The organism is Acidibrevibacterium sp. (assembly GCF_049965395.1).
GTDB lineage: Bacteria > Pseudomonadota > Alphaproteobacteria > Acetobacterales > Acetobacteraceae > Acidibrevibacterium > Acidibrevibacterium fodinaquatile.
The window spans coordinates 42,521-66,543 of the sequence record NZ_JBMFWJ010000013.1; the positions used below are offsets into that span (position 1 = coordinate 42,521).

The 24,023-nt window shown below is 66.2% G+C and carries 23 protein-coding genes; 11 read left to right on the top strand and 12 right to left on the bottom strand.

Annotated features, from left to right (window positions below; all coding sequences use genetic code 11):
- Positions 1-27: 27 nt before the first annotated feature.
- Together ACP5M5_RS06160 and ACP5M5_RS06165 are read right to left on the bottom strand one after the other, a co-directional pair.
- Complete coding sequence (locus ACP5M5_RS06160) at positions 28-792, bottom strand: (Fe-S)-binding protein (RefSeq protein WP_427936211.1); 765 nt, start codon at positions 790-792, stop codon at positions 28-30.
- A 56-nt stretch (positions 793-848) separates the two neighbouring features.
- On the bottom strand, positions 849-1,283 hold the full coding sequence (locus ACP5M5_RS06165) for a ketosteroid isomerase-related protein (protein WP_427936212.1): 435 nt from the start codon (positions 1,281-1,283) through the stop codon (positions 849-851).
- A 105-nt stretch (positions 1,284-1,388) separates the two neighbouring features.
- Here ACP5M5_RS06165 and ACP5M5_RS06170 point away from each other — a divergent pair, with 105 nt between their 5' ends.
- From ACP5M5_RS06170 to ACP5M5_RS06195, 6 genes are all read left to right on the top strand, one after another.
- Positions 1,389-2,246, top strand: coding sequence for a glycine--tRNA ligase subunit alpha (locus ACP5M5_RS06170; protein ID WP_427936213.1), 858 nt, complete (start codon positions 1,389-1,391; stop codon positions 2,244-2,246).
- Positions 2,247-4,337, top strand: a complete 2,091-nt coding sequence (gene glyS / locus ACP5M5_RS06175) for a glycine--tRNA ligase subunit beta (RefSeq protein WP_427936214.1) — start codon at positions 2,247-2,249, stop codon at positions 4,335-4,337.
- 182 nt (positions 4,338-4,519) lie between these two features.
- Positions 4,520-7,189, top strand: a complete 2,670-nt coding sequence (gene ppdK / locus ACP5M5_RS06180; protein WP_427936215.1) for a pyruvate, phosphate dikinase — start codon at positions 4,520-4,522, stop codon at positions 7,187-7,189.
- A 17-nt stretch (positions 7,190-7,206) separates the two neighbouring features.
- Complete coding sequence (locus ACP5M5_RS06185; RefSeq protein ID WP_427936216.1) at positions 7,207-7,872, top strand: glutathione S-transferase family protein; 666 nt, start codon at positions 7,207-7,209, stop codon at positions 7,870-7,872.
- 60 nt (positions 7,873-7,932) lie between these two features.
- Positions 7,933-8,697 carry a DUF2076 domain-containing protein gene (locus ACP5M5_RS06190; protein WP_427936217.1) on the top strand — a complete coding sequence of 255 codons (765 nt, stop codon included), beginning with the start codon at positions 7,933-7,935 and terminating at the stop codon, positions 8,695-8,697.
- Positions 8,698-8,707: 10 nt separating this feature from the next.
- Entirely contained in the window at positions 8,708-9,586 is an 879-nt protein-coding gene (locus ACP5M5_RS06195; RefSeq protein ID WP_427936218.1) for a LysR substrate-binding domain-containing protein, read from the top strand.
- A 9-nt stretch (positions 9,587-9,595) separates the two neighbouring features.
- Here ACP5M5_RS06195 and speE read toward each other — a convergent pair whose 3' ends face one another.
- The 9 genes from speE to ACP5M5_RS06240 all read right to left on the bottom strand — a co-directional run bounded on the left by speE (position 9,596) and on the right by ACP5M5_RS06240 (position 18,039).
- Entirely contained in the window at positions 9,596-10,459 is an 864-nt protein-coding gene (gene speE, locus ACP5M5_RS06200) for a polyamine aminopropyltransferase (protein ID WP_427936219.1), read from the bottom strand.
- On the bottom strand, positions 10,459-10,926 hold the full coding sequence (speD, locus tag ACP5M5_RS06205; protein ID WP_114912570.1) for an adenosylmethionine decarboxylase: 468 nt from the start codon (positions 10,924-10,926) through the stop codon (positions 10,459-10,461). Before speD ends, speE begins: the two co-directional genes overlap by 1 nt.
- 124 nt (positions 10,927-11,050) lie before the next feature.
- Positions 11,051-14,149: a hypothetical protein gene (locus ACP5M5_RS06210; RefSeq protein ID WP_427936220.1), complete on the bottom strand. Its 3,099-nt coding sequence runs from the start codon at positions 14,147-14,149 to the stop codon at positions 11,051-11,053.
- Positions 14,149-14,799, bottom strand: a complete 651-nt coding sequence (locus ACP5M5_RS06215) for a protein phosphatase CheZ (RefSeq protein ID WP_427936221.1) — start codon at positions 14,797-14,799, stop codon at positions 14,149-14,151. Before ACP5M5_RS06215 ends, ACP5M5_RS06210 begins: the two co-directional genes overlap by 1 nt.
- Positions 14,792-15,178 (bottom strand): chemotaxis response regulator CheY, encoded by a 387-nt coding sequence (locus ACP5M5_RS06220; protein ID WP_114912573.1) that lies wholly within the window; start codon positions 15,176-15,178, stop codon positions 14,792-14,794. The genes ACP5M5_RS06215 and ACP5M5_RS06220 overlap by 8 nt, the downstream gene beginning before the upstream one ends.
- Before the next feature lie 61 nt (positions 15,179-15,239).
- The gene (locus ACP5M5_RS06225) at positions 15,240-16,001 is read right to left on the bottom strand and encodes a MotE family protein (protein WP_427936222.1); all 762 of its coding nucleotides are present in this window, start codon (positions 15,999-16,001) and stop codon (positions 15,240-15,242) included.
- Entirely contained in the window at positions 15,998-16,465 is a 468-nt protein-coding gene (locus ACP5M5_RS06230; protein WP_427936223.1) for a DUF6468 domain-containing protein, read from the bottom strand. Before ACP5M5_RS06230 ends, ACP5M5_RS06225 begins: the two co-directional genes overlap by 4 nt.
- Before the next feature lie 15 nt (positions 16,466-16,480).
- The gene (gene fliM, locus ACP5M5_RS06235) at positions 16,481-17,536 is read right to left on the bottom strand and encodes a flagellar motor switch protein FliM (protein WP_427936224.1); all 1,056 of its coding nucleotides are present in this window, start codon (positions 17,534-17,536) and stop codon (positions 16,481-16,483) included.
- Positions 17,533-18,039, bottom strand: a complete 507-nt coding sequence (locus tag ACP5M5_RS06240; protein WP_427936225.1) for a flagellar basal body-associated FliL family protein — start codon at positions 18,037-18,039, stop codon at positions 17,533-17,535. The genes fliM and ACP5M5_RS06240 overlap by 4 nt, the downstream gene beginning before the upstream one ends.
- A 269-nt stretch (positions 18,040-18,308) precedes the next feature.
- On the opposite strand from ACP5M5_RS06240, the gene ACP5M5_RS06245 reads away from it, so the two are divergent.
- The 4 genes from ACP5M5_RS06245 to flgH are packed head-to-tail and all read left to right on the top strand — an operon-like array spanning position 18,309 to position 21,640.
- Complete coding sequence (locus ACP5M5_RS06245) at positions 18,309-19,046, top strand: flagellar hook-basal body complex protein (protein ID WP_427936226.1); 738 nt, start codon at positions 18,309-18,311, stop codon at positions 19,044-19,046.
- Between the two features lie 55 nt (positions 19,047-19,101).
- Positions 19,102-19,887: a flagellar basal-body rod protein FlgG gene (gene flgG / locus ACP5M5_RS06250; RefSeq protein ID WP_205216204.1), complete on the top strand. Its 786-nt coding sequence runs from the start codon at positions 19,102-19,104 to the stop codon at positions 19,885-19,887.
- 8 nt (positions 19,888-19,895) lie between these two features.
- Complete coding sequence (gene flgA, locus ACP5M5_RS06255; RefSeq protein ID WP_427936228.1) at positions 19,896-20,909, top strand: flagellar basal body P-ring formation chaperone FlgA; 1,014 nt, start codon at positions 19,896-19,898, stop codon at positions 20,907-20,909.
- On the top strand, positions 20,906-21,640 hold the full coding sequence (gene flgH, locus ACP5M5_RS06260; RefSeq protein WP_427936230.1) for a flagellar basal body L-ring protein FlgH: 735 nt from the start codon (positions 20,906-20,908) through the stop codon (positions 21,638-21,640). The genes flgA and flgH overlap by 4 nt, the downstream gene beginning before the upstream one ends.
- Positions 21,641-21,723: 83 nt before the next feature.
- Here flgH and ACP5M5_RS06265 read toward each other — a convergent pair whose 3' ends face one another.
- Positions 21,724-23,703: a Hint domain-containing protein gene (locus tag ACP5M5_RS06265; RefSeq protein ID WP_427936232.1), complete on the bottom strand. Its 1,980-nt coding sequence runs from the start codon at positions 23,701-23,703 to the stop codon at positions 21,724-21,726.
- On the opposite strand from ACP5M5_RS06265, the gene ACP5M5_RS06270 reads away from it, so the two are divergent.
- The coding region (locus tag ACP5M5_RS06270) for a hypothetical protein (protein ID WP_427936233.1) at positions 23,693-24,023 on the top strand (331 nt) is incomplete at its 3' end. The two genes, ACP5M5_RS06265 and ACP5M5_RS06270, sit on opposite strands and share 11 nt — an antisense overlap.

Consider the following 24,023-nt stretch of genomic DNA (forward strand, 5'->3'; position numbering starts at 1 on the left):
GTTTCCCTGTCTTTTTCGCCCGGCTTTTCAGCCGGCTTCGCCAATCGGCGGCACAGCAGCGGTCATACCGGCAAGAACCTCGGCGACGTGGCGCACCTTGACCGCGCTCCCTTCCCGCTTCAGCCGCCCGGCTATGTTGAGGAGGCAGCCGAGATCGCCGGCAAGCAGCGTCTCGGCGCCGCTCTGGGCGATATCGGCGGCTTTGTCGGCAACCATGCGGGTGGAGATTTCCGGGTATTTGACGCAGAACGTGCCACCGAAGCCGCAGCAAACCTCGGGGTCGGCCATTTCCTTGACCGTCGCGCCGAGGGCTTCGAGGAGGCGGCGCGGCTGCGCCTTGATGCCGAGTTCGCGGAGCCCCGAGCAGCTATCATGATACGTGACGGTGCCGGAGAAGGCGCCAGCGACCCGATCCAAGCCCATGACATCGGTCAGAAAACTCACCAGCTCGTGGGTGCGCTCGGCGAGCGCTTCGGCGCGGGCGCGAAGATTGGGGTCGTCCTCGAACAGGGTTGGCAGATGGTGGCGCAGCATCCCGCCGCAGGACCCCGAGGGAACAACCACGTAATCATAGCCGCCAAAGGCATCGAGAATGCCACGGGCGAGGTCGCGCGCAGTCTCGCGATCGCCGGAATTATAAGCCGGCTGGCCGCAGCAGGTCTGTGCCCGTGGCACCTCGACCTGGCAGCCCGCCTGTTCGAGCAGGCGGATGGCGGCGAACCCCACCGTCGGCCGATGCAGATCGACGAGGCAGGTGACGAACAGCGCGACGCGCGGACTGGCTTGCAACATGGCGCCACTCTAGCCGAGGGAGGGGCGCCGGCGAAAGGGGCCGCGTCGTCCGGCGGTCATGGCGTCGCGCCAGCGTTCACCTGGGCGATCCAGTCGCCGAGATTATAGTGAACGCTGATGCGCGCGACCTTGCCGTCACGGATCTCGAAGAAAGCGCCGGCGGGAAGGGTGTAGCGCTGGCCACTCGCCGGCGCGGTGCCGGGCGGAACGCCGGGGTCGGTCGCGAGATAGGTGCCGTGGACGACGAATTCCGCCGCCGCCCGCCGCCCGTCCGGCGTGGTCATGACGACGATGTCCTCGATCCGTTCGCGATAGCAGCGGTCCATGTGCTCGAGGAAGCGGGCAAAGGCGGCGCGACCGATCTCGCGCTCGCCCTGGCTCACGTCATGGATCACGTCATCGGCGAGGAGGGCGAGGAAACCCGCCCGGTCGCCGCGGTTGAAGGCGTCGTAATACGCGCGGATCAGGTGCTCGGTCGTCGTCGCGGTCATCGTCGTCCTTTCTTTCCGCAAGGCGCTCGCCTTGCCGGGCCCGGGCTTCGCCCCTATGGTGCGCGCCATCTGAGACGCCCTGCCCCCAATTCGTCAATGGAGCCCATGGCCGCGCCGAGCTTTCAGGAGCTGATCCTTCGCCTGCATGACTACTGGTCGCGGCAGGGTTGTCTCATTTTACAGCCTTATGACATGGAGGTCGGCGCCGGCACGTTTCACCCGGCGACGACGCTGCGGGCACTCGGCGAAAAACCCTGGCGGGCGGCCTATGTGCAGCCCTCCCGCCGCCCGAGTGACGGGCGCTATGGCGAGAATCCGAACCGCTTGCAGCATTATTATCAGTATCAGGTGATTTTGAAGCCGAGCCCGGCCGATCCGCAGGCGTTGTTGCTCGAAAGCTATCGCGCCCTAGGGATCGACCCTCAGCGACACGATATCCGCTTCGTCGAAGATGATTGGGAGAGCCCGACGCTCGGCGCCTGGGGGCTCGGCTGGGAGGTCTGGTGCGACGGGATGGAGGTGACACAGTTCACCTATTTCCAGCAGGTCGGCGGGATCGGGTGCGTGCTCCCCAGCGCCGAGCTGACCTATGGGCTGGAGCGCTTGGCGATGTATGTCCAGGGCGTCGAAAACGTTTTTGACCTCGACTTCAACGGTGCCGGCGTCACCTATGGCGATGTCTTTCTGCGCGCCGAGCGCGACTATTCGCGGCATAATTTCGAGTTGGCGGATACCGCGATGCTGGCGCGCCATTTCGCCGACGCGGAAGCCGAATGCGCCCGCCTGGCCGAGGCCGGGGTCGCGCAGCCGGCCTATGACCAGTGCATCAAGGCGAGCCATCTTTTCAATCTGCTCGACGCGCGCGGCGTGATCAGCGTTGCCGAGCGCGCCGCCTATATCGGGCGCGTCCGGGCGCTCGCCAAACGCTGCGCCGAGGCGTGGCTCGCCGGCGAGGCCACATAAATGCCGGCGTTTTTTTTGGAACTCTTCTCCGAGGAAATCCCGGCGCGGCTGCAGCAGCGCGGCGCCGAGACCGTCGCGCGCCTGATCGCTGAGGCATTGGCGCCGCTGATGCCGGGTGTTCCAACGCTGTTCTGGGGGCCGCGGCGGATCGCGCTCGCGGTCCAGGTGCGGGGTGAGGTCGCGGCGCGCGAGAGCGCCGAGCGTGGGCCGCGTTTAGGCGCACCGGAGGCAGCACTCGCGGGCTTCCTCCGCAAACACGGCGCGGCACGCGAGGATTTGGTGGCCGAGGGCGATTACTGGGTGCTGCGCCGGACCATCCCGGGGCAGACGGCGGCGGCGTTGATCGCGGCGGCGATGCCGGGCGTGCTCTGGCGCTTCCCTTGGCCGAAATCGATGCGTTGGGGTGGCAAAAGCCAGTTCACCTGGGTGCGGCCCTTGCGGCGGATCGTCGCTCTGCTCGATGGCGAGGTGGTAACGTTCGACCTCCGCCAGGGCGAGGATGACGGGCATGGGCTGGTCTCGGGCAACGAGACCGAGGGGCATCGCTTCATGGCGCCGGGCGCTTTCGCCGTCCACGGCGCCGAGGAGTGGCAGAATACGTTGCGGGAACGCTTCGTCATCGCCGATCCCACCGAGCGCCGCCGCCTGATCGAAGACGGTATCAGGAAAATTGCGCAGGCGAAGGGCCTGAGCGTCGTCGCCGATGAGGGTTTGCTCGAGGAAGTCACCGGCCTCATCGAATGGCCGGTCGCCCTCCTCGGGACGATCGACGCCGCGTTCATGGACCTTCCCGCCGAGGTCCGCCAAGTCTCGATGCGGGTCAATCAGCGCTATTTTGCGATGCTCGATGCGGACGGCGCGCCGGCACCGCGTTTCGCTTTCGTCGCCAATATCGTGGCTGCGGATGAGGGTGCCGCGATCATCGCCGGCAACGAACGGGTGTTGCGCGCGCGGCTTTCGGATGCGCGGCATTTTTATGATCTCGACCGGCGGGTGCGGCTGGAAAGCCGGGTCGAAGCGCTGAAATCGGTCACTTTCCACGCCAGGCTCGGCACGCAATATGACCGCGCGCAGCGCCTCGCGGAGCTGGCTCGGGATATCGCGCCCCTCGTCGGCGCCGATCCAGAGCAGGCCGCCCGCGCCGGGCTTCTCGCGAAAGCCGATCTCACCACCGGGATGGTTGGCGAATTTCCCGAACTGCAAGGCGTGATGGGCTATTATTACGCGCAGCATGATGGAGAGCCGCGCGAAATCGCCGAGGCGATCCGCGATCATTATCTCCCCAAAGGCACCGGCGACGCCGTGCCGACCACGCCGGTCTCGATCGCGGTTGCGCTCGCCGACAAATTCGACCAACTCGCCGCCTTCTTCGCGATCGACGAAAGACCAACCGGCTCCGGTGATCCCTACGCGCTGCGGCGCGCGGCTTTGGGGGTTATTCGGATCATTCGTGAAAATGGCTTGCGGCTTTCGCTTTGGGGGTTGATCAATGCTGCATCGAGATCACTGAGCCGATCCCCCGTACCTGACGAAAACGCTCGGAGCGCTTATCTTCGCGGTAGCATTTCCCGCTTCATTGAGGATCGCCTGAAAATTCAGCTTCGTGAAGAAGGCTTGCGCCACGATATCGCATCGGCCGCGTTCTTCGCCGAGCGCGCGAATGAACGGCGCTATGACCTCTTGCATCTCATCGCGAAGGCCGAAGCCTTTGACGATCTTCTGAAAACGGAGGATGGCATGAACCTCCTCTCGGGCTATCGCCGCGCGGTCAATATCGTCCGCATCGAGGACAAAAAAGATGGGCCGCACACGGGAGAGCCCGATCCCGCCGCGTTTACGGAACCCGCGGAACACGCGCTTTACGAAGCGCTCAGCGTGGCGAGCCGCGACATCGAGAACGCCATGCCCGACGAAGACTTCGCGTCCGTGATGCGCGCGATGGCGCGGCTTCGCCCGCCGATCGATGCCTTCTTCGAGAAAGTCACCGTCAACGACCCCGATCCCGCCTTGCGCCGCAATCGGTTGAGGCTTCTTTCACGCATCCGCGATACCATGAACCGCGTCGCCGATTTCTCGCTCATCGAAGGTTAGGGAAAAATGTTCTTTTTTGAAAAAAAGAACCAAAAAACTTTTATCCTTTGCCGCAGTGCCTGCGGCGTTGTTACGCCGAGAGAACGGGGAAAAGTCTTTTTGCTTCTTTTTCTTCAGAAAAAGAAGATTTTCTCTTCATTTTTTTGTAACGCAACAAATAACATCCTGAGGAGGGCCACAGCATGACCCAGTGGGTGTATAGTTTTGGCGCCGGCCACAATGAAGGCCGCGCCGAGATGCGTGATCTGCTTGGCGGCAAGGGCGCCAATCTCGCCGAGATGGCGGCGATCGGCCTGCCGGTGCCGCCGGGCTTTACCATCACCACCGCGGTCTGCACGGAGTTTTACAAGAATGACCGCCGCTATCCCGAGGCGCTGGCCGGGCAGGTGCGAGCGGCGCTGGCGCGCGTCGAGCAGGCGACGGGGCGGACATTCGGGGACCGGCACAAGCCGCTGCTGGTCTCGGTGCGCTCGGGAGCGCGGGTTTCGATGCCGGGGATGATGGATACCGTCCTCAATCTCGGCCTCAATGACGCGACCGTCGAGGGGCTGACCAATGCCTCCGGTGATGCCCGCTTCGCCTGGGACAGCTATCGGCGGTTCATTCAGATGTATGGCTCTGTCGTGCTCGGCGTCGATCATCACCGGTTTGAGGAAATCATCGAGCATGTGAAGCTCGACGAGGACGCGACCGAGGATACCGCCCTCACCGCTCAGGACTGGCATCGTGTGGTGGCCGCCTACAAGGACATGATCGAGGAGGAGACGAAAAAACCCTTCCCGCAGGACCCCGAGGATCAGCTCTGGGGCGCGATCGGCGCGGTGTTCGGGAGCTGGATGAACCCGCGCGCCATCACCTATCGGCGGCTGCATGACATTCCCGCCGAATGGGGCACGGCGGTGAATGTGCAGGCGATGGTGTTCGGCAATATGGGCAATGATTGCGCAACCGGCGTTTGCTTCACCCGCAATCCCTCGACCGGCGAGAACGTGTTTTACGGTGAATTCCTGGTCAACGCGCAGGGTGAAGACGTGGTTGCCGGTATCCGCACGCCGCAGCCGCTCTCAGAAGCGCAAGCGAAACCGGGCGAGACCAGCATGGAACGCGCCCTGCCGGCGGCGTACAAGGAATTGCTGAAAGTCCGCGAAACCCTGGAAAAACACTACCAGGACATGCAGGACATCGAATTCACCGTCGAAAAAAACAAGCTCTACATGCTGCAAACGCGAAGCGGCAAGCGGACGGCGGCGGCGAGCCTCAGGATCGCGGTCGAGATGGCGCGCGAGGGGCTGATCGACGAGAAGGAAGCGGTGCGCCGCGTCAATCCCGCCTCCCTCGACCAACTCCTGCACCCGACGCTGGACCCGAAAGCAGCGCGCCAAGTCTTCGCCAAGGGCCTGCCGGCGAGCCCGGGGGCAGCGGTCGGCGCCGCCGTCTTCAGTGCCGACGAGGCCGAAAGTCGCGCCGCCAAAGGCGAGGCGGTCATTCTGGTGCGCATCGAAACCAGCCCCGAGGATATCCACGGCATGCACGCCGCGCGTGGCATTCTAACGACGCGCGGCGGCATGACCAGTCACGCGGCGGTTGTCGCGCGGGGGATGGGCCGGCCCTGTGTCGCCGGCGCCGGCGGCATCGCCGTCGATTACGGGGCGCAGACGCTCTCGGCTGGCGGGCGTATGGTGCGCGCCGGCGAGACCATTACGCTCGATGGCGCCAGCGGCGAGGTGTTCGTCGGCGCCATGCCGATGATCGAGCCGCAGCTCTCGGGCGATTTCGCAGTGCTGATGGGCTGGGCGGACAGCCATCGCCGGCTCAAGGTGCGGGCTAATGCCGAAACCCCGCTGGATGCCGAAACCGCGCGCAAATTCGGCGCCGAGGGCATCGGGCTCTGCCGCACCGAGCACATGTTTTTCGACCCGGCACGGATCGGCGCGGTGCGCCAGATGATCATGGCGCATGACGAGGCCGGGCGGCGGGCGGCGCTGGAGAGGCTGTTGCCCTTCCAGCGCCAGGATTTCGTCGCCCTCTTTCGCATCATGGCGGGGCTTCCGGTCACCATCCGGCTGCTCGATCCGCCGCTTCATGAATTTCTCCCGCATGGCGCGCAGGAGATCGCCGAGGTCGCAAGCGCGCTCAGCCAGGACGTCGCAGCGATGGAGCGGCGGGTCGCCGAACTTGCCGAAGCCAATCCGATGCTCGGCCATCGCGGCTGCCGCCTCGGGATTTCGTATCCCGAGATCTACGAGATGCAGGCCCGCGCGATTTTCGAAGGGGCGCTCGCGGTCGCCGAGGAAACCGGCGCCGCGCCCGTGCCGGAGATCATGATCCCGCTGGTCGGGACGCGGCGCGAGCTTGAGATCACCCGTGCTCAGATCGAGCGCGTGGCGGGTGAGGTGTTCGCCGCCGCCGGCCGCACCCTCACCTACTCGATCGGCACCATGATCGAGCTGCCGCGCGCAGCCCTGATCGCCGATAGCATCGCCGAGAGCGCTGATTTCTTCAGCTTCGGCACCAATGATTTGACGCAGACCACCTTCGGCCTCTCGCGCGATGACGCCGGGAAATTCCTCCCCCATTATATCGAAAGCGGCATCTTGCCGAAGGATCCGTTCGTTTCGCTCGATATCGAGGGGGTCGGCGCGCTGGTGCGCATGGCGGCGAAGAAGGGGCGGCGTGTCAAACCGGCGATCAAGCTCGGCATTTGCGGCGAGCATGGCGGCGATCCCGCCTCGATCGCGTTTTGCGAGAGTGTCGGCCTCGATTACGTCTCCTGCAGCCCGTATCGGGTGCCGGTGGCCCGCCTTGCCGCGGCGCAAGCGGCGCTCGGCGCTAAGGGCGATCGCACCGCCTGAGCAGGGAGGGGCAGTCGATGCCGGAGGGTCGCCTTGTCATCGGGTCGCGACGCTATTCCTCCTGGTCGCTGCGCGGCTGGCTCGCGGTCCGTCTTGCCGGCCTTGCGGTCGAGGAGGTGGTGATCCCGGTCTCGGGCACCGGGGCGACGCCGGCGATCAGGGCGGCCTCGCCGAGCGGCCTCGTCCCCTATCTCAAGCATCGCGGCCACGCGATCTGGGAGTCGCTCGCGATCGCCGAATACTGCGCCGAGATCGCGCCCGCGCTGTGGCCCGAGGACAGCATCGCCCGCGCCCATGCGCGCGCGATCAGCGCCGAGATGCATGCCGGATTCCGGGCGCTGCGGCAAAGCATGCCGATGAATCTCGGCCGCCATGCGCCGGGGTTCGGCCAAAACGACGAAGTGCGCGCCGATATTGCGCGGATCGAGACGATCTGGGGCGAGACGCGGGCACGATTCGGCGCCGGCGGCGCGTTCCTGTTTGGAGAACATTTCACGATCGCGGACGCGATGTATGCGCCGGTCGTCGCGCGGTTTCTGAGCTACGAGCCACCGCTCGGCCCGGCCAGCCGCGCTTACGCCGCCGCCATCCGCGCCTTTCCGCTGATCGCGGAGTGGTACGAGGCCGCTGCCGCTGAGCCCGCGGCCTGGCGCATCGCCAAATACGAGGCCGACCCGGCTTGAACTGCCGCAAACCTGCCGCCACATGCGAGCCAGTGCGCCACCCGGAAGTGGGAGACAGCCATGACCAATGAAGAACGCGACATCATTTCCCGCTTCATCGCCCGTATTGCCGGCGCTGAGAGTAGCGGCTTCGCGGGCTCGGTCCCGGCGACGGCATCGGCGTTGCCGCCGATCGACCCGGAAGCGGATGCGCTGATCGCCGAGTTGTTCACACGCTATCCGGCGGCGCGATATCGCATCACCCAGACTGCTTTCGTGCAAGAACATGCGCTCGCCGAAGCGCAGAACCGCATCCGCCAGCTCCAAGCCGATCTCGAGCAGGCACGCGGGCAGGCGCAAGCGGCCGCGGCGCAATCCCGCCCAAGCGGCTTTTTCGGTGGCATGTTCGGCGGTGGGCAGGCGCAAGCGCCGGGGCCACAGCCGGCCTATGCGCCGCCACCCCCGCAATACCCACCAAATTATCAGCCCGGGATGTTTCAGCGCCAAGGCTCGGGCTTTCTCGGCTCGGCGCTAACCACGGCGGCCGGTGTCGCCGGCGGCATGGTGGTCGGCAATGCGCTGATGGATCTTTTATCCCCCCGCCATGCCGAGGCCGGCGGCTTCGGGATGATGGAACCATCCGCCTCGCCCTGGTCGGCGGGACCGATGGGGGCGCCAGGCGCCACCCCGGAAGCGGCCAATCCTTGGGATAATGTCGCCAATCAGCCGGAGCCTTCCGCCGGCTGGGATGCCGCCCAGAACGACGCCTCTTTCGGCGACGTCAACGACGCCGCGGATGTGCCCGACGATACCAGCTTCGACGATACATCGTTCGACGATATTTGACGCCGCCGCCGTGCGTTATCCCGATCTCGATCTCGATCTGCTCCGCTCCTTCGTCGCGGTGGCCGGCGAGGGCAGCTTTACCGCCGCCGGCAACGCGCTCGGCCTCACGCAATCGGCGATCAGCCTCAAAATCAAGCGGCTCGAGGAGGTGGTCGGCAAGCGCGTTTTCGTCCGCACCAGCCGCAGCATCGCACTCACCCGCGATGGCGAGCTATTGCTGGTCTATGCCCGTCGCCTGCTCGCATTGAATGACGAGGCGGTGCGCCGGCTGATCACGCCGCCGATGAGCGGGCATTTGCGCCTCGGCGTCGCCGATCATTTCGTGCCGCAGCACCTCGCGCCGATCCTCTCGCGCTTCGCCCGCACCTATCCCGAGGTGCGGCTCGAGGTCGAGGTCGGGCGCAGCCAGGAATTGCGCGCCGCCTGCGAGAAGGGGCTGCTCGATCTCGCCATCGGCAAGCGGCGCGAGGGCGAAACCGCGGGCACGCCGATCTGGACCGAGACCCTCGCCTGGGTCGGCGCCGAGGATTTCACGCCCCCCGATCCGCGCGGCCGGCCGCTGCCGCTCGCCATGCTGCCGGCGGGTTGCATGTTCCGCGACCGCGCCCTCACCCTGCTCAGCCAAAACAATCTCGCGCATGAGATCGTCTATACCTCGGCGAGCCTGCTCGGGGTCATCGCTGCGGCGCAAGCGGGGTTTGCGATAACCGTGCTCGGCCGCTCCTCGCTGCCGCCGGATTTGCGCGAAATTCCCGGCCTGCCACCGCTCGGCACCGCCGAGATGGCGATTTTCGGCGATGCCGCCGGGCGAAGCGCCCTTGCCGCGCCGCTGGTCGGCTTCATTCGCGAGAGCCTCGCGGCAACGCTCGGGCTGCGACCGGCGGCGTGAAGCGCGCTCTCAGGCCAACGCCGCCGCGATATAGGGCGGGAGCGAAAACGCCCCGGTGTGGATCTCCGGCGTCCAATAGCGCGTCGTCCCGAGAATGCCGGCGCGCGCAGCGCGGTCGCGGATCTCGGCGGGCGCGACCGCGTCCAGCCCCGGCACCTTGGCGGCGAAGCCAAGGGTCATGAACCCGCCGACATAGGTCGGCACCGCCGCGACATAGGCGCCGACATAAGGAAAGAAACGGGCGCGCCGGGCGCTGGTCTCGCGCAGCTCGTCGGCCTGCATGAAGGGCACGCCGCACTGGTTCACGATCAGGCCGCGGGGCGAAAGAATCCGCGCGGAATGGGCGTAGAATTCGTCAGTGAACAGCACCTCGCCGACGCCGATCGGGTCGGTCGAATCGACGATGATGACGTCGAACGCGGCATCCGGCGCATGTTTGACGTAATCGATGCCGTCGCCGACGATGATGTCAGCGCGCGGGTCATCCCAAGCATCGCCGGCGATCGCCGGCATGAATTCGCGGGCGAGACGGATCACCTCGCCATCGATCTCGACCATCACCGCCCGCTCGAGGCCGCGATGGGCAAGCACCCGGCGCAACACCCCGCCATCGCCGGCGCCGATGATGAGCACCCGCTGCGCCGCGCCATGCGCGAGCAACGGCACATGGGCGATCATTTCCTGATAGACGAATTCGTCCGCCTCAGTGATCTGCACGACACCATCGAGCAGCATGACCCGCCCATGGGACGCGCTCTCGAAGATCATGATGTCCTGAAACGCGCTTTGCACGCGGGCGAGTTCACGAACCACCGCGAAACGCTGCCCCCAACTCGAGTACAGCGTTTCGTTCGCCCAGACCTCACTCGGCATCAGCGCACGAGGCCGCGCCGGCGCTCGTCGAGATCGACGCGGTCAGGCGTGAAAGCGGCGCGAAGCACGGCGATGGACTGATAGGGATCACAGGCGCCGCACATGAAAATATCGACAGCGGCGAAATTCCGTTCCGGCCAAGTATGGATGGAGATGTGGCTTTCGGCCAGCACGACCACGCCCGATACCCCACCATTGGGCGAAAAATGGTGGAAATGGCTATGCAGAATGGTCGCCCCCGCGGCCAGCGCGGCTTCGCGCAGGGCGGCATCGATCGGCGCCGGGTCGGCGAGGTTATCGGCCCCCCAGAGATCGACCAGCAAATGCATGCCGGCGAAACGCTGCCCGTCGCGCTCGACGAAATAATCCTTCGCCGACGGGTCGGTTGGCTCCCCATCGGGGCCAGAGAAAGCCTGGTTGCTGCTCGGATTCTCCGAGACCATCCCCAGCGGGCTGAGTGCGTTCATCGCGTACCCCTGTCCTACCAGTAGACGGCCTGTTGGGCGATTGCCCCCTTGGGCCAGGAAGGGCGGGGCATAAGCGAAGCGTGCCCGCAGTGCAAGGCCAAAATTGCGCTCGGGCGAACGTGGCTCAATTCGTCGGCAGACCCGTGCCCAACGCCTGGAGCGCGACCGGAAGCGCGCGCGCGGCGGCGATCCCCTTGGTCACCTGCGGCAAATCACCGACCCCTTGCACCGGCTTGCCCGTTAGTACCCGGAACATTTGCGCAAGCGGCCCCTCGGCGAAACGATCGCCATAGGTGTGCGCGAGTTCCGCGAGCCTCGCCTCGTCATTCGCTTGCGCCGCGGCGCTGGCGAGGCGTAGCACGATGCGCCCACTATTGTCCGACAGCGGTCCATCCGCCGGCACTGCCACCGTGACATAGGCGGCGAGGGCTGCTTCCGCCGCCGGCCAATCATGCGCTGCCTCGAGGAGGCTCGCACGGGTTTCCGCCGCATCAACGCCGGTCTGGTCGGCAAGCAGCGACATAGCGAGCGCGAGATTGCCGCGACCCGCCGCAACCCGGGCGGCGAGACGCGCCCGTTCGGCGAGCAGCGCCGGCGACAGCCCGTCACCTTTGGAGGCGTCGAGCGCTGCCTGAGCGCCGGCATAATCATGCTCGTCAAGCCGGAGCGCCGCGAGGCGGGCCCCGAATTTGGCACGCGCGCTCGCGCTGGTCGCGTTTTTGATGAGTTTCTCGAACACCTGCGCCGCCTGTCCCGGCAAATCGAGCGCCGCCAATTGATCGGCGAAACGCGCGACCAGCCCCTCCCCGGCCGCCCCGTCGGGCAGGAGATCGCCGTTTTCCTGCACCAAGGCGACGAGATCGAGCGGCGACAAACTCGTATCGCCGTCGCTCTGCAGAAGATCGGCAAAGGCTTGCAGCAAGCGGGCATGGATAGCCGGCCGCTCAGCGGGAAACAGCGACTCGCTCTCACGCAACAAGGCGAGCTCTTGACGCCATTGCCCGGCCTGCTGGCGGAGTGCGGCCAAGCGCAGCCGCGCCGCCAGTTCGCGCCCGTCGCCACGCCAGGCATAAAGCAGCCGGTCCTCGGCCTCGGCGGCCTGCGCCGGGGTCAACGCGCCGCTCGTCAGCCGCATCTCCACCGCCCGCCGCGCCGCGCGGGCGTGGACCAAGCGGTCGGGACTATTGGCAAGCCGATCATAAAGGGCCAGCGCCGCGTTGCCGTCCCCTTGCTTTTCGGCGACGAGGGCGCGGGCGAAATCCAGGCTCGGATCGCCTTTCTGGTCGGCAAGCAGCGCCGCGGCGGCGGCGACCTGACCGCCCCGCACCATCGTCTCGCCGGCAAGCGGCAGGAGCCGCGCGCGCAAGCTGGCGGGATAGGCGAGTATCAACCGGGTTTCGGCCGCGAAACCGGCCGCCGCCGCCTCGCTCTGCGGGTCCAGCATGGCGTGCCGCACGGCGCGCCAGAGGTTGAGTTCGTCGCTGGCCGGCTGGCGCGGGTCATCGATACCGGCCGCCTCGGCCGGACGCTCTGCGACGAGTGCTGCGATCGCGGCAAGGCCGATCATATCGGGATCGCTCGCGGCGGCGGGATCTTCGAGCGTCGCGAGGCGGAGCACGGCTTGCGCCTCCGGCCCGAGCCCGAGCGCGATCATCGTCGTCGCGACGTCGCGCCGCGCAGCGCCGCGCGCACGCGCCGGAACTGCCGCTGCATCGTCAATCGCCGCCTGGAGATGGCGTTGCAACACCGCCGTTGGCAGATCGGGGAAATCGAAATGACGGGTGAGCGTCATCGCCCGGGCCAACGCCGCCGCGCCGGGCATGATCGCGGAAACCGCGAGGCCGGGCTGCTCACCGCCGGCGGTAAGCAGAAAACCGTCTTTGGTGACCCTGAGCACCGGGCGATCGGAAAAAGCCTCCACCGCGACCCCCATCCAGCTCGGAAGGAGCGCGAATTCCGGGGTGTGGCGCGCGACCTCAACCCCCTCGCCGGCGCTGCGCTGGGTTCCAACGAGGAGGTTGCCGCCGGTTTGCGGGTCATCGAGCATCACGACATGGGCAGCGTTATGCGCAACCAGCGTGACATTCATTGCACCCGACGCGTTGGGCGCCGCGGCGGCCGGGGCCGCTTGCGCCGCCTTCTGACCCTCCGCCTTGCCCAAGCCGCCGCTGGCCGCGGGCGGCGGCGCCGCCTGGCCGGCGAGTTCAGTCGCGGGGTCGATCGGGGTCAGGGGCGGCGGCTTTACCGTCTCCACCACCAGCCAGCCGCGTCCGCTCGGCCGCAACGCGAGCGACGCCTCCGGCGCCAGCGGCAAGCGCAGCAAGGTGCCGGCGGGAAGCTCTTGCACCACCGCATGGCCAAAGAAGGGATCGCCGCGCAAACCCGCGAGATCGACCGGGCGGACCTCGTCGAACACCACCAGCGCCTCGCTGCCGCGGCGGAACGCCGCCGCCCCGGTGCCCGGCGCGAACGGCAACACAATGGCGGCCCCGCCCCATTCGGCGGGCGGGTCGACCCGCATCGCGGCCAGCGCCATCGGGCCAACCGCACCGGGAAGGGTCGCGACGATGTCGGGAAGGCTGCGCTGCGGTTCGGCGTCAGCATCCTCGCCGGCGGCATTCACGTGCGTAACCGGGCCGGCGGGCAGACCATCGACATCTTCGGTCGCGGTCACAGCGACGGGAGCCGCGTTCGGCGCGACCGGCGCCGGCGTCGCCGCTGCCGGCAGCAACGCAGGCGCCGGCACCAGCGCCGGCATCGCCTTGGGCAAGTGCCGCTTGATGGCGGCATGATGTGATGGCGCCGGCGTCGCCGCGGCGGGCGGGCCGGCGGCGGCGGCGGCGGCGGCGGATGACGCCCGCGCGGGTGGCGGGGAAAGAATGTCAAGCGCGAGGCGATTGCCGATCCGCGTAACCCGGAGTTCGGCGCCAGGGACGACGCGGATCAGCGCCCGGCCGGCGCCGCCGGCAATGGCGCGCACATTGCGTGGCACGGCACCGCCGGGGGCAATCACCTGATCCTCGGCGGCAAAAGAGAGCGTCACCTCGTCGCCGTGGCGTTCCATATGCCATACCGGCGGCTTGGGAAAATCGAAAACGACACGCCCGAAACCGTCATGCTCGCCAATGCGCACAGGCACCGATACCGGGGCACTGGCGGTCTCGACCGCCCACGCCGCCGGTGTGAGCGCGCAGAGAAAGGTTGCGAGCAGGACTGCGCGCATCAATCGAAACTCGCGAGCAGCCGGTCGATATCGGATTGATCCATGGCGAGGCTCGGCAATTGCGGACCATTGAGGAGCGCCGTCTCGACCGACGCGGCCGCCGTCGCGGCCTCGTTTGCAGCCGGGGCTGCGCCAGCGCCGACGCCGAATGCGTCGATGATTTGCATCACTTTGCGTTCGATTTGCTTTAGAGTCTGCACCACCTTGGTGATGCGCTGGCCGGTGATATCCTGGAAACTGCAAGCCTCGTAGATGCGTGTGGTGGCATCCTGAAGCTTCGCGGCATAGGCGGGATCGAGATGCTCGCCAACGGCATCGAGGGTTTCGCAGGTTTCGAGAATCGCTTCCGTCGCCATCGCGGTATGGGCGACGATGGCATCGAGTTCGTCGGTTGCAGACGGAATGTGGCTGGACCCGATATCGTCCATCCGCAACGCCTCGATTTCCGCCTTGGCGTTGGCGATCACGTGGCCGAGTTCCTCGATCTCATGCAAGAGCGAGGTCTCCTGCGCGCTGAGATCGCCGCGCATCGTCGTCAGAACGGCCCGGACGACGTCAGCCACCATCTCGGGATCGCTCGCCGGATAGCGGCGACGACATTCATCGAGACGGAGCGTCAGGGCAGAAATCTCCGCGGCATGTTCAGGCATGACCGAGCACCTTCTCGATTTTTTCCTTCAAGGTCTCGGCATTGAAGGGTTTGACGATGTAATTCGAGACCCCGGCCTGACGCGCGGCGACGACGTTCTCCGCCTTGCTTTCGGCGGTCACCATGATGAACGGCATCGCCTTGAGCCTTGCATCGGCACGCACTTCCTGGAGCAGTTGCAGGCCGGTCATCGGCTGCATGTTCCAATCGCTGATAACCAAGCCAAAATTGCCTGAGCGCAGCTTCGACAATGCCTCGGCGCCATCGGTCGCCTCATCGACATTGTTGAAATCGATCTGCTTCAGAAGATTGCGGATGATGCGCAGCATGGTTTTATAATCATCCACGATGAGCACGTTCATCGCTTTGTCGATCGCCATTCCTCGTCCTTTCATCGAACCGCGGTGTTTTGCCGCACAAATATCTTCGTCGCCGGCGCGATCAGCTACCGCCGGACTCGTGGGTACGCATCGCCGCCAGTTGCGTCGTGATCTGGCGCGCTTTTTCGGGTTGCATGGCGGCGAGGACAGCGGCCGCTTTCGCTTCCTTCATCCTGTCGACCACCGGCAGGAGAACATTCATGTCGAGATCATTGAAAATCACCGCAGCGTCGCGCGGCCGCATAGTTTCATAGAGTTTCACGAGGCCGGCCCAGCTCGATTCCTCCCGCTGCTTGCGCGCCGCTTCCAGGGTGACGAGCCGGTCCTGCAGTGTCTTGAGTTCATCGACGCGGGCCGAGATCCGCCGCTCGGCGGCGGCCAGTGCCGCCTCGCGCTCGCCGAGCGCCGCCTCGCGCTGATCGAGTAATTTCTTGCGTTCACGAAGATCGAGCAGCAGATGGCGTTCGGTGTCGCTGATTTGCGGCGCCTCGGGCTTCGCGAGATTGACTGGCTTATCCGGATCGTCGACCGGGCCAGGTTTGGCGGCAGTGGTTCCCGCGTTCGCCGCGATATTTGAAGTCGCGCCGTTCCCGGTGGGCGGCGCGGGATTGGCGGCGGAGGCGGCGGCATGGGCGGTCGGCACCACGCTGTCCTCGACCGCCGCCAGCGCCCGCTCCTCGGCCGGGGAGAAGAACGCCGTCCGCACCAGGCCGGTGGTTTTGAGGACCAGCAGCACCAACATCACCGCCATCGTCAGCGGCAAAAGACGCGGAAGACGAAAGCCAAAGCCGCGCGTCGCCCCAGATGCCCGGTGTAAAATCATCGCGCCATCCTCAGCGCTTTCATCAGATCACGCTCGGCCTGACTGCGCCCGCGCGCCGCCGGCTCTGGCTCTGGCGCCACGGCCAGCGCCGGCTGGCGCGGCGCGTAGGTCGGCGCCGAACTGGTCTCGGCGGCGACGGCGCGCCCGGCGCGCAGAGAGCGATCGAGCCGGTCGGCGAGTTTCTCGCCACGCTCGACGAGATAGCCGAGATCGCCCTTGAGTTCCTGGGCGAGCTGGACATGGCGGGTGATTTGGCGCCCGGCGCCGTCGGCGGCCTCACGCAGCCGGGCGATGCCGCTTTCGGCCTCACGCGTCGAGGCGTTGAAACCGGCGATCATCTCCTCGAGCGTCGCGCGATCGCGCTTGAGCAGGCCGAGCGCGCGCTCGAGCCGCAGCGCATGCACCAGGGTCATCGCCAAAAGCCCGATGAGAACGAGTTCCAGAAGCCATTCCATGCCGTTCATCGCATGCCTCGTCTTTCAGCCCTGACGTGACGCGACCGGCGCGTGCGGAATGTCGCGTTCGATGCGAACCGCAACGCGGTTCTTGCGCCGCCCGATCCGCCCCTCGTACAGCGGGCGGCCGCCACAGCGCAGCTGCACCGGCGCGCCAGGCAGCACGTTGAGCAAAAGCTGGCTGCCGGGACGCAGCGCCAGCACGTCCGAAAGCTGCATCACCTGCTCGTCGAGCAACGCCTCAAGTTCGACCTCGGTGTTCCACAATTCTTCCGCGAGATGGGTTTCCCAGATCGAATCGCGGCCGAATTTTTCGCCCATGAACTGCTGGAGCAGCAATTCGCGCACCGGCTCCAAGGTCGCGTAGGGGAGCAAAAGCTCCATCCGGCCGCCACGGTCCTCCATATCGATGCGAAGCCGCGCCAGCACGGCGGCATTGGAAAGCCGGCTGATGGTGGCAAAGCGCGGATTGACCTCAAGCCGCTCATAGCGAAACGTCACCGGGCAGATCGGATCGAAACTCGCGGAGAGATCGGCGAGCACGACATGGATCAGCCGCTCGACCAGCGTGCGCTCGATGGTGGTGTAGGGGCGGCCTTCGATGCGCATCGCCGCCGTGCCGCGGCGGCCGCCGAGCAAGACATCGACGATGGAATAGATCATCGCCGAATCGATCACCATCAAGCCATAATTATCCCACTCTTCCGCCTTGAACACTGCGAGCATCGCCGGCAGCGGGATCGAGTTCAGATAATCGCCGAAGCGGAGCGAGAGAATATTGTCGATGCTGACTTCGACATTGTCGCTGGTAAAGTTGCGGAGCGAGGTCGACATGATGCGCACCAGCCGATCGAAGACAATCTCGAGCATCGGCAGGCGTTCATACGAAACCAGGCCCGAACTGATGATCCGCTGGATCCCCGAACGCGCATCGCCGCCATTGCCACTGCCGTCATCGAAGCCGAGCAGGCTGTCGATTTCGGCCTGGTTGAGAACGCGCGTCGCCTCCACGCCGCTCTCGGTCGCGGCACCCCAGGCGGCGGCGAGTTCGTCATCGGATGGGTCGGCATCACCGCTCATTGCACCAAAAGCTCCTCGAACAGGATATCGACGATGCGCGCCGGCTGGGCCACGAGATTGGCGCGCGCGATCATCTCCTCACGCAGGCGATAGGTGCCCGATGAGCCGCGCAGCTCGTCGGGATGCATCTCGCGGAGATAGGTCTGAAAAATATCGAGGATACGCGGCATCGCCGCGGCGACGACCACTTGGTCGCCGGCTTTCGCGAGTTCGAGCCGTGCCTTGAGCTTGACATAGCTCTGGCGCCGCCCGCCAGTATCGAGATTGGTGATGATTTCCGGCACGTCGGTATAGACCGGCGCGACCATTTCGGCCGCCTTCGCGGCCGCCGCCGGCGCTTCGTGGTGGCTGCCGAGAAGACGCGGCAGAATGCCGGAAAACCACAGGCCAGCGCCGATCACAGCGAGCAGAAGCGGCACCGCAAGCAGGATCAGCTTGCGCCGCCCACCGCCGCCCGCCTTGGCCTCCGCCACCGTCTCGTTGGCCGCTACCGCCGAACTCATCGCCCGTCCGCACCTTTCGCCAGAACACGTCTCCGGCGCCATCTTGCCGCCAAGCGATTAACGAAGCCTTGCCAAATCCGCCCCATCGGCAAGTTTTGCCGGGCGCTTGCGGCGCCGGCCGTGCCGAAGGCGGCAGGCCGTGCCGAGGGGCACGCGGAGAAGCGGCCGAATGCCGCCGCCGCCGGAGATCAGGCGGCTGGCATGGGGCTTGCTTTCACCGCCGCGAGGCCAGCGCGGCCTTACCCGAAGACCCGGAGCGGATGCCTGTCATGCAAAATCCTTCGACCATCGCCCTCTCGCGCGTCGTTGCCCAGCAGCGGCTGATCGATATCACCGCCAACAACATCGCCAACACCGCGACCAGCGGCTATCGCGCCGAACGCATGCTGTTCGGCGGCTGGATGAGCCGCCAGCTCCATACCGATGCCCCGCGCGGCGGCCAGGCCATCACCTATACCGAGGACAAGGCGATCTACCGCGATACCAATGAAGGGGCCCTGAGCCGCACCGGCAACCCGCTCGATCTCGCGATCAAGGGCGACGGCTATTTCACCGTCGCGACGTCGAACGGGCCGCGGCTGACGCGGGCTGGGCATTTCAGCCTCGACGCCACCGGCAACATCGTTGATGCCAACGGCAACGCCCTTCTCGATACCAGCGGTCAGCCGCTTCAGGCCGGCACCTCCGACGCCCCCCTCACCATCGCGCGGGACGGCACCATCAGCGGCGCCAACGGCCAAATCGGCCAGATCGGCCTGGTCGCACCGAACGACCCGACGGCGATGCAAGGCGAGGGCGGGCAGCGGCTGCGCGCCACCGGCCCGACCAGCCCGGTGGCCGCCCCGGTCATCATCCAAGGCATGATCGAGCAGAGCAACGTTAAGCCGGTGGTGGAACTGACCTCGATGATGGAGCAGTCCCGCAACTTCGAGTTCGCGACCCAGTTCATCCAGGAGGAGGACAACCGGCAGATGAACGCGATCTCGAAAATCATGACACCGGCCTGATCGCCACCGCCTTGATGCCCCGCTCTCCTGACGTCACGGAGCCCCCTTCGCCATGATGCGTTCGCTCGATATCGCCGCCACCGGCATGCAGGCCCAGGAACTCAATGTCGAGGTGATTTCCAACAACATCGCCAACATGACGACCACCGCCTACAAGCGCCAGCGCGCCGAGTTCCAGGATCTGATCTATCAGGATCTGAGCCGCGTCGGCTCCTACACCTCCGAAACCGGCACCATCCTTCCCGCCGGCATCCAGGTCGGGCTCGGCGTGCAGAACTCGGCGATCGGGCGGATCAACGAGCAGGGAAACCTGCAGCAGACCAACAACACGTTCGATCTCGCGCTCCAGGGCGCCGGCTATTTCCAGATCCAGCTTCCGACCGGCCAGATCGCCTATACTCGCGACGGCACCTTCAGCCTCTCGCCGACCGGCCAGCTCGTCACCGCCGACGGCTATGTGGTGCTCCCCGGCGTTACCATCCCGAGCAATGCCGTCAGCGTCAATATCAGCACGGCCGGGCAGGTGCAGGTCTTGCTGCCCAACCAGACCCAGCCACAAACCGTCGGCCAGCTCCAGCTCGTGATTTTCCCCAATGAGGAAGGGCTGGAGGCGATGGGCAGCAACCTCTTCGAGCAGACCGCCGCCTCCGGCGTTCCCATTCCCGGTATGCCGAGCCAGCCCGGTTATGCCTCCGTCCAGCAGGGGTTTCTCGAAGTCTCGAACGTCAATGTGGTGACCGAGATCACCAATCTGATCACCGCCCAGCGCGCTTATGAGATGAATAGCCGGGTGATCACCACCTCCGATCAGATGCTTTCCACCCTCACCAATCTGCGTTGAGGCCGAGCATGCGCCCGCGTTTTTCCCCTCTCCCGCACCTTGCGCTGCTGCTGCTCGCAAGCGCTCTCGCAACGCCTGCGGCCAAGGCCGCAAGTTTACGCGACCTCGTCGTGCTCTCGGGGCCGGTGGTGCGGCTTTCCGACCTCTTCGACGATGCCGGGCCGAATGGCGAGCGGGTGCTTGGCCCAGCGCCCCAGCCGGGCGGGCGGGTCACCGTGCCGGCGCACCAGCTCGCCGCCATTGCCCGCCAATTCGGCGTCTCCTGGCAGCCGGCGTCTGACAGTGATCAGGTGGTGCTGGAGCGGCCGGCGCGCTCCCTCGCGCGGACCGAGATCGTCGCCGCATTGCGCGATGCCCTGGCCGAGGCCGGAGCGGGTCCGGATTGCGCCATCGCGCTCGACAGCGTCGCGACGCCGCCGGTCGCCGCCGATGGCGCCTTGCGTCCGACCGTCGAGCAGATCGATTTCGACGCCGCGAACAGCCATTTCACCGCCATGCTCGGCTTCGCCGCGCCCGGCATGAAGACGAAATACCTCCATGTTTCCGGCCATGCCTGGCCGATGGTCGATGTGCCGGTGGCGGCACTTCCGATCGCCGCCGGCAGCCGCATTCAAACCGGCGATCTCCGTATCGAACACATGCGCCGCGACCAGGTGCCGGGCGATACGGTGCGCGATCCCAGCGAGGCGGATGGCATGATGCTGCGCCACGCCGCGATCGCCGGGCGGCCGATCCCGCGCGCCGACCTTGCCCGCCCACCCTTGGTGCAGCGCGGCTTGCCGGTGCGGGTGACACTCGATCAGCCGGGAATTTCGATGGTGGTGCAGGGTCAGGCGCTGCAGGACGGCATGCTCGGCGCGGTGGTGCGGGTGGTCAATCCGCTGTCACACGCCGTCGTCGATGCCGAGGTGACGGGGCCGCAAACGGCGCGGGTCATGCCGGGCAGCTATCCGGAAGTGCCGCCAAACGCCAGCGGGCTGACTAATGGTCTCGGGTCGCTCGCGCTCGGAGGCCAGCCATGAGACGCTTCCTGCTGACCAGCGCCCTGGTCGCGCTGCTGCCCGGCTGCGGCGTGCTCGCCAACCTCGCCGAGGTCGGCAAGCCGCCACAAGTCTCGAAGACCACCGACCCGACGCTCGACCCCGATTGGCGGCCGCTGACCATGCCGACACCGGCGCCGCAGCCGCCGCCGCCGGTCGAGAACAGCCTCTGGCGCCCTGGCTCGCGCGCCTTCTTCAAGGACGAGCGGGCCTCCAAGGTCGGCGATCTCGTCACCATCGTCGTCAATGTGAACGACGCCGCGACCGCCAACGACAACACCATGGAGCAGCGCACCGACAGCGAAACCATGGGGGTGCCCGGGTTCTTCGGCCTCGGCGCCCTGGTGCCTTCGTTTCTCAAGGGTTCGACGGCGTCCAACCTGGTCAATATCAATAGCGGCACCAATCTCTTCACCATTGGCCAGATTCAGCGCAACGAAACCGTCACCGTCCGCCTCGGCGCGGTCGTGACGCAGGTTTTGCCGAACGGCAATCTCGTCGTCGAGGCACGTCAGGAGATGCTGGTGAATGCCGAATTGCGTCAGGTGAAAGTCACCGGCGTCATCCGGCCTGAGGATATCGCGAGCGACAATACCGTGCCGCATGATCGCATCGCCGAGGCGCGGATCACCTATGCCGGCCGTGGCCAGCTCACCGAGGTCAACGAGCCGCGCTGGGGCCAGCAGATGCTGGACGTGATGCTGCCGTTCTGATCGGGGGCCAAAACGGCACGGCGCCAAAATGGCGCTTTACCCCGGAAACCTCGCGCCCGGCCCCGAACGGGGCGGCGCGAGGGTCAGGCGGCATCGGTGAGCGCCCGATCGAACGGCGCCGGCGCCGCGAGGTAGCGGAGGCCGCTCGCCGCAATCGTCGCCCGGAGCCGCCCGGCGCCGGAGAGATGGCGCGGCCGCACCCAGGCGAGCGGGATTTCGCTCTCGCCGTCGCTCCAGCGCCAATGACCGCTTTCGGCGGCTTCGAGGGCGTGCCAGCCGGCGCCGAGGCTCGCCAGCGGAATTTCCGCGGCACGGCCGCGCCCCTGCCAGAGAAGGCGATGAACGGCGACGCCGAGCGGCCGATGATCGGCGCAATCGGGCAGGATTTCCCCAGGCACCGCGATGCGTGAGACGAGCCGCGGCGCCGCCCCATCCGGCACCGGAAAGACATGGGTCGTGAGCCCGCCCTCGCGTTCGATGGCGCTCGCCTCGATCCGGCGATCCCCGCAACGAAGATGGAGATCGGGCTCGGTGGTTTCGCGCGCGCCAAGGGCGATGAGGCGGGCGCGGAGATGCCGCCGCGCCGCAACCCAATGCGGCCCGTCCCAGACCAGCGGGACGCAGGTCTCGTGCCAGGCTTTCGCCGGCCGCGTCGAGAAATCGGGGTGCAGCACCATCCCGACGCCTTCGAAATCGGTGCGGTTGCCGGTGTCGAGATAGCTTTCGCTCGGGCAGTTCTCCGAGAACAAGACGGCGTGTTCGTCAAGCTCGACGTGAAAATACTCGACCGCAGCGACCGGCTCGCGCACAATGCTGAGGCCGTTCAGCAAATGCTCGGCCGGGATCAGAACACCGTCGAAATAGAAGGAATGCCCCGGCGAGACCACAAGATCGCGCGATGGCACGCTCTCGGCGAAGGTGCCGGCGCGGACGCGAATCGGCTGCACCGCCGCTGGGCGCGGATGGCGCCGGATATCGATCCGCCGCCGCCCGATCCAGACGATCGGCCGCCATTCGCCCTCGAGCGTCGCCACGCGGTCACCACGCTGCAGCGCCTCGACCGCGATCTCGCCGCGCGCGGTTCTGATCCGTGTGCCGCGCGCGAAACACGGGATGGTGTTGCTGATCGCTTCGTTGCCGCCGGCATTGGTGAGGCTGAAATCGCTCTGCCTATAGCTCGCGTTCGGGTTGAGCTGCAGGGAGGCGAGCGGCGTGCCGGACGCGCTGACCGTCAGCACATTGCCGGCGCCGAGCGAGAGCTGATCGGCGGCATTGTAGCTATCGCTGGTGAGAACGATGGTGTCGCCGGCGACGAGATGATCGATGGTCGCGGCAAATCCGCTGGCATCGCCGAGCCCGATCACCCCACTATTGCCGAGCGCGAGCGTTTCGCCGGCGGCAACCGCGCCGGTGAGCGTCCAATCCGCCCCGCTCGCCTCGGTGATGGTCTGGAAATTGCGGTATTCGGCGCTGCTCCCGCCGATGCTGCCGCTGACGGTGCCGGCGCTGGCCGCCGAGGCGAGGGTGATGCTGTTCGCCGTCGTCGCCGAGGCGCCGACATAACCGATGAATTTCGCCCCGGGATCGAGGATCAGCGAGGCATCGCCGCCGCCGAAGGCAAGCGCCCCAACGCTGCTGTAAGGGCTTTCGATGGTGCCGGCGTTGGTGACGGTGATCGCGGCGGTATCGGCGCCGCTGACCGCAATCCCATGGTAGCCGGAGATCGTCCCGGCATTGATGATCGTTGCCGCGCCGGCCTGGATATAAACCCCACGGCCGGTATGGCCACCGCTTGAACTCTGCCCGCCCTGGATGACCCCGCCGGCGGCGTTGTTGATTATGTTGCTCGCCTGCAGGTAGCCATTATCGATGACGACGCCGACGCTGTCGGCCCCTTTGGACGTAATGTCTCCTTGGTTTTCGAGATAGTTACTTTTCCCTGCGCCAGAATATCCCAGATTAACTCCAAATCCTTCATAGCCCGGCGCTGACGATACAATCGTTGCGCCGGAATTATTGGTAACAGACGCGCCATAGCCAATCGACACGGCTTTGGTCGCCAAAATCGTTCCCGAATTGACAACCGTGCCGCCGTACAAAAAATTGACGCCGAAGCCTGCAGCGGTGTCGTTATTCAAAATCTTGCCAGCATTCTCTAGCGAAACACCGGTGGCTTTGCTTGCGTTCGCCACGTCACTGCCGAACGAGTCAATTTCAACAGTGCCGGCTTTAAGGATATCAAGCGTGTTGCCGCTCGCGATCGTTTGCCCGACGTTGGTGTATGTGCTGAGCGTTGTCGTGGTCATCGGCGGCTTCCCAATCCTTTCCCATGCGCCCGCCACGAATCGGCTTTCGTCGCCGCGCGGCAGTCAGAGCGATTTAG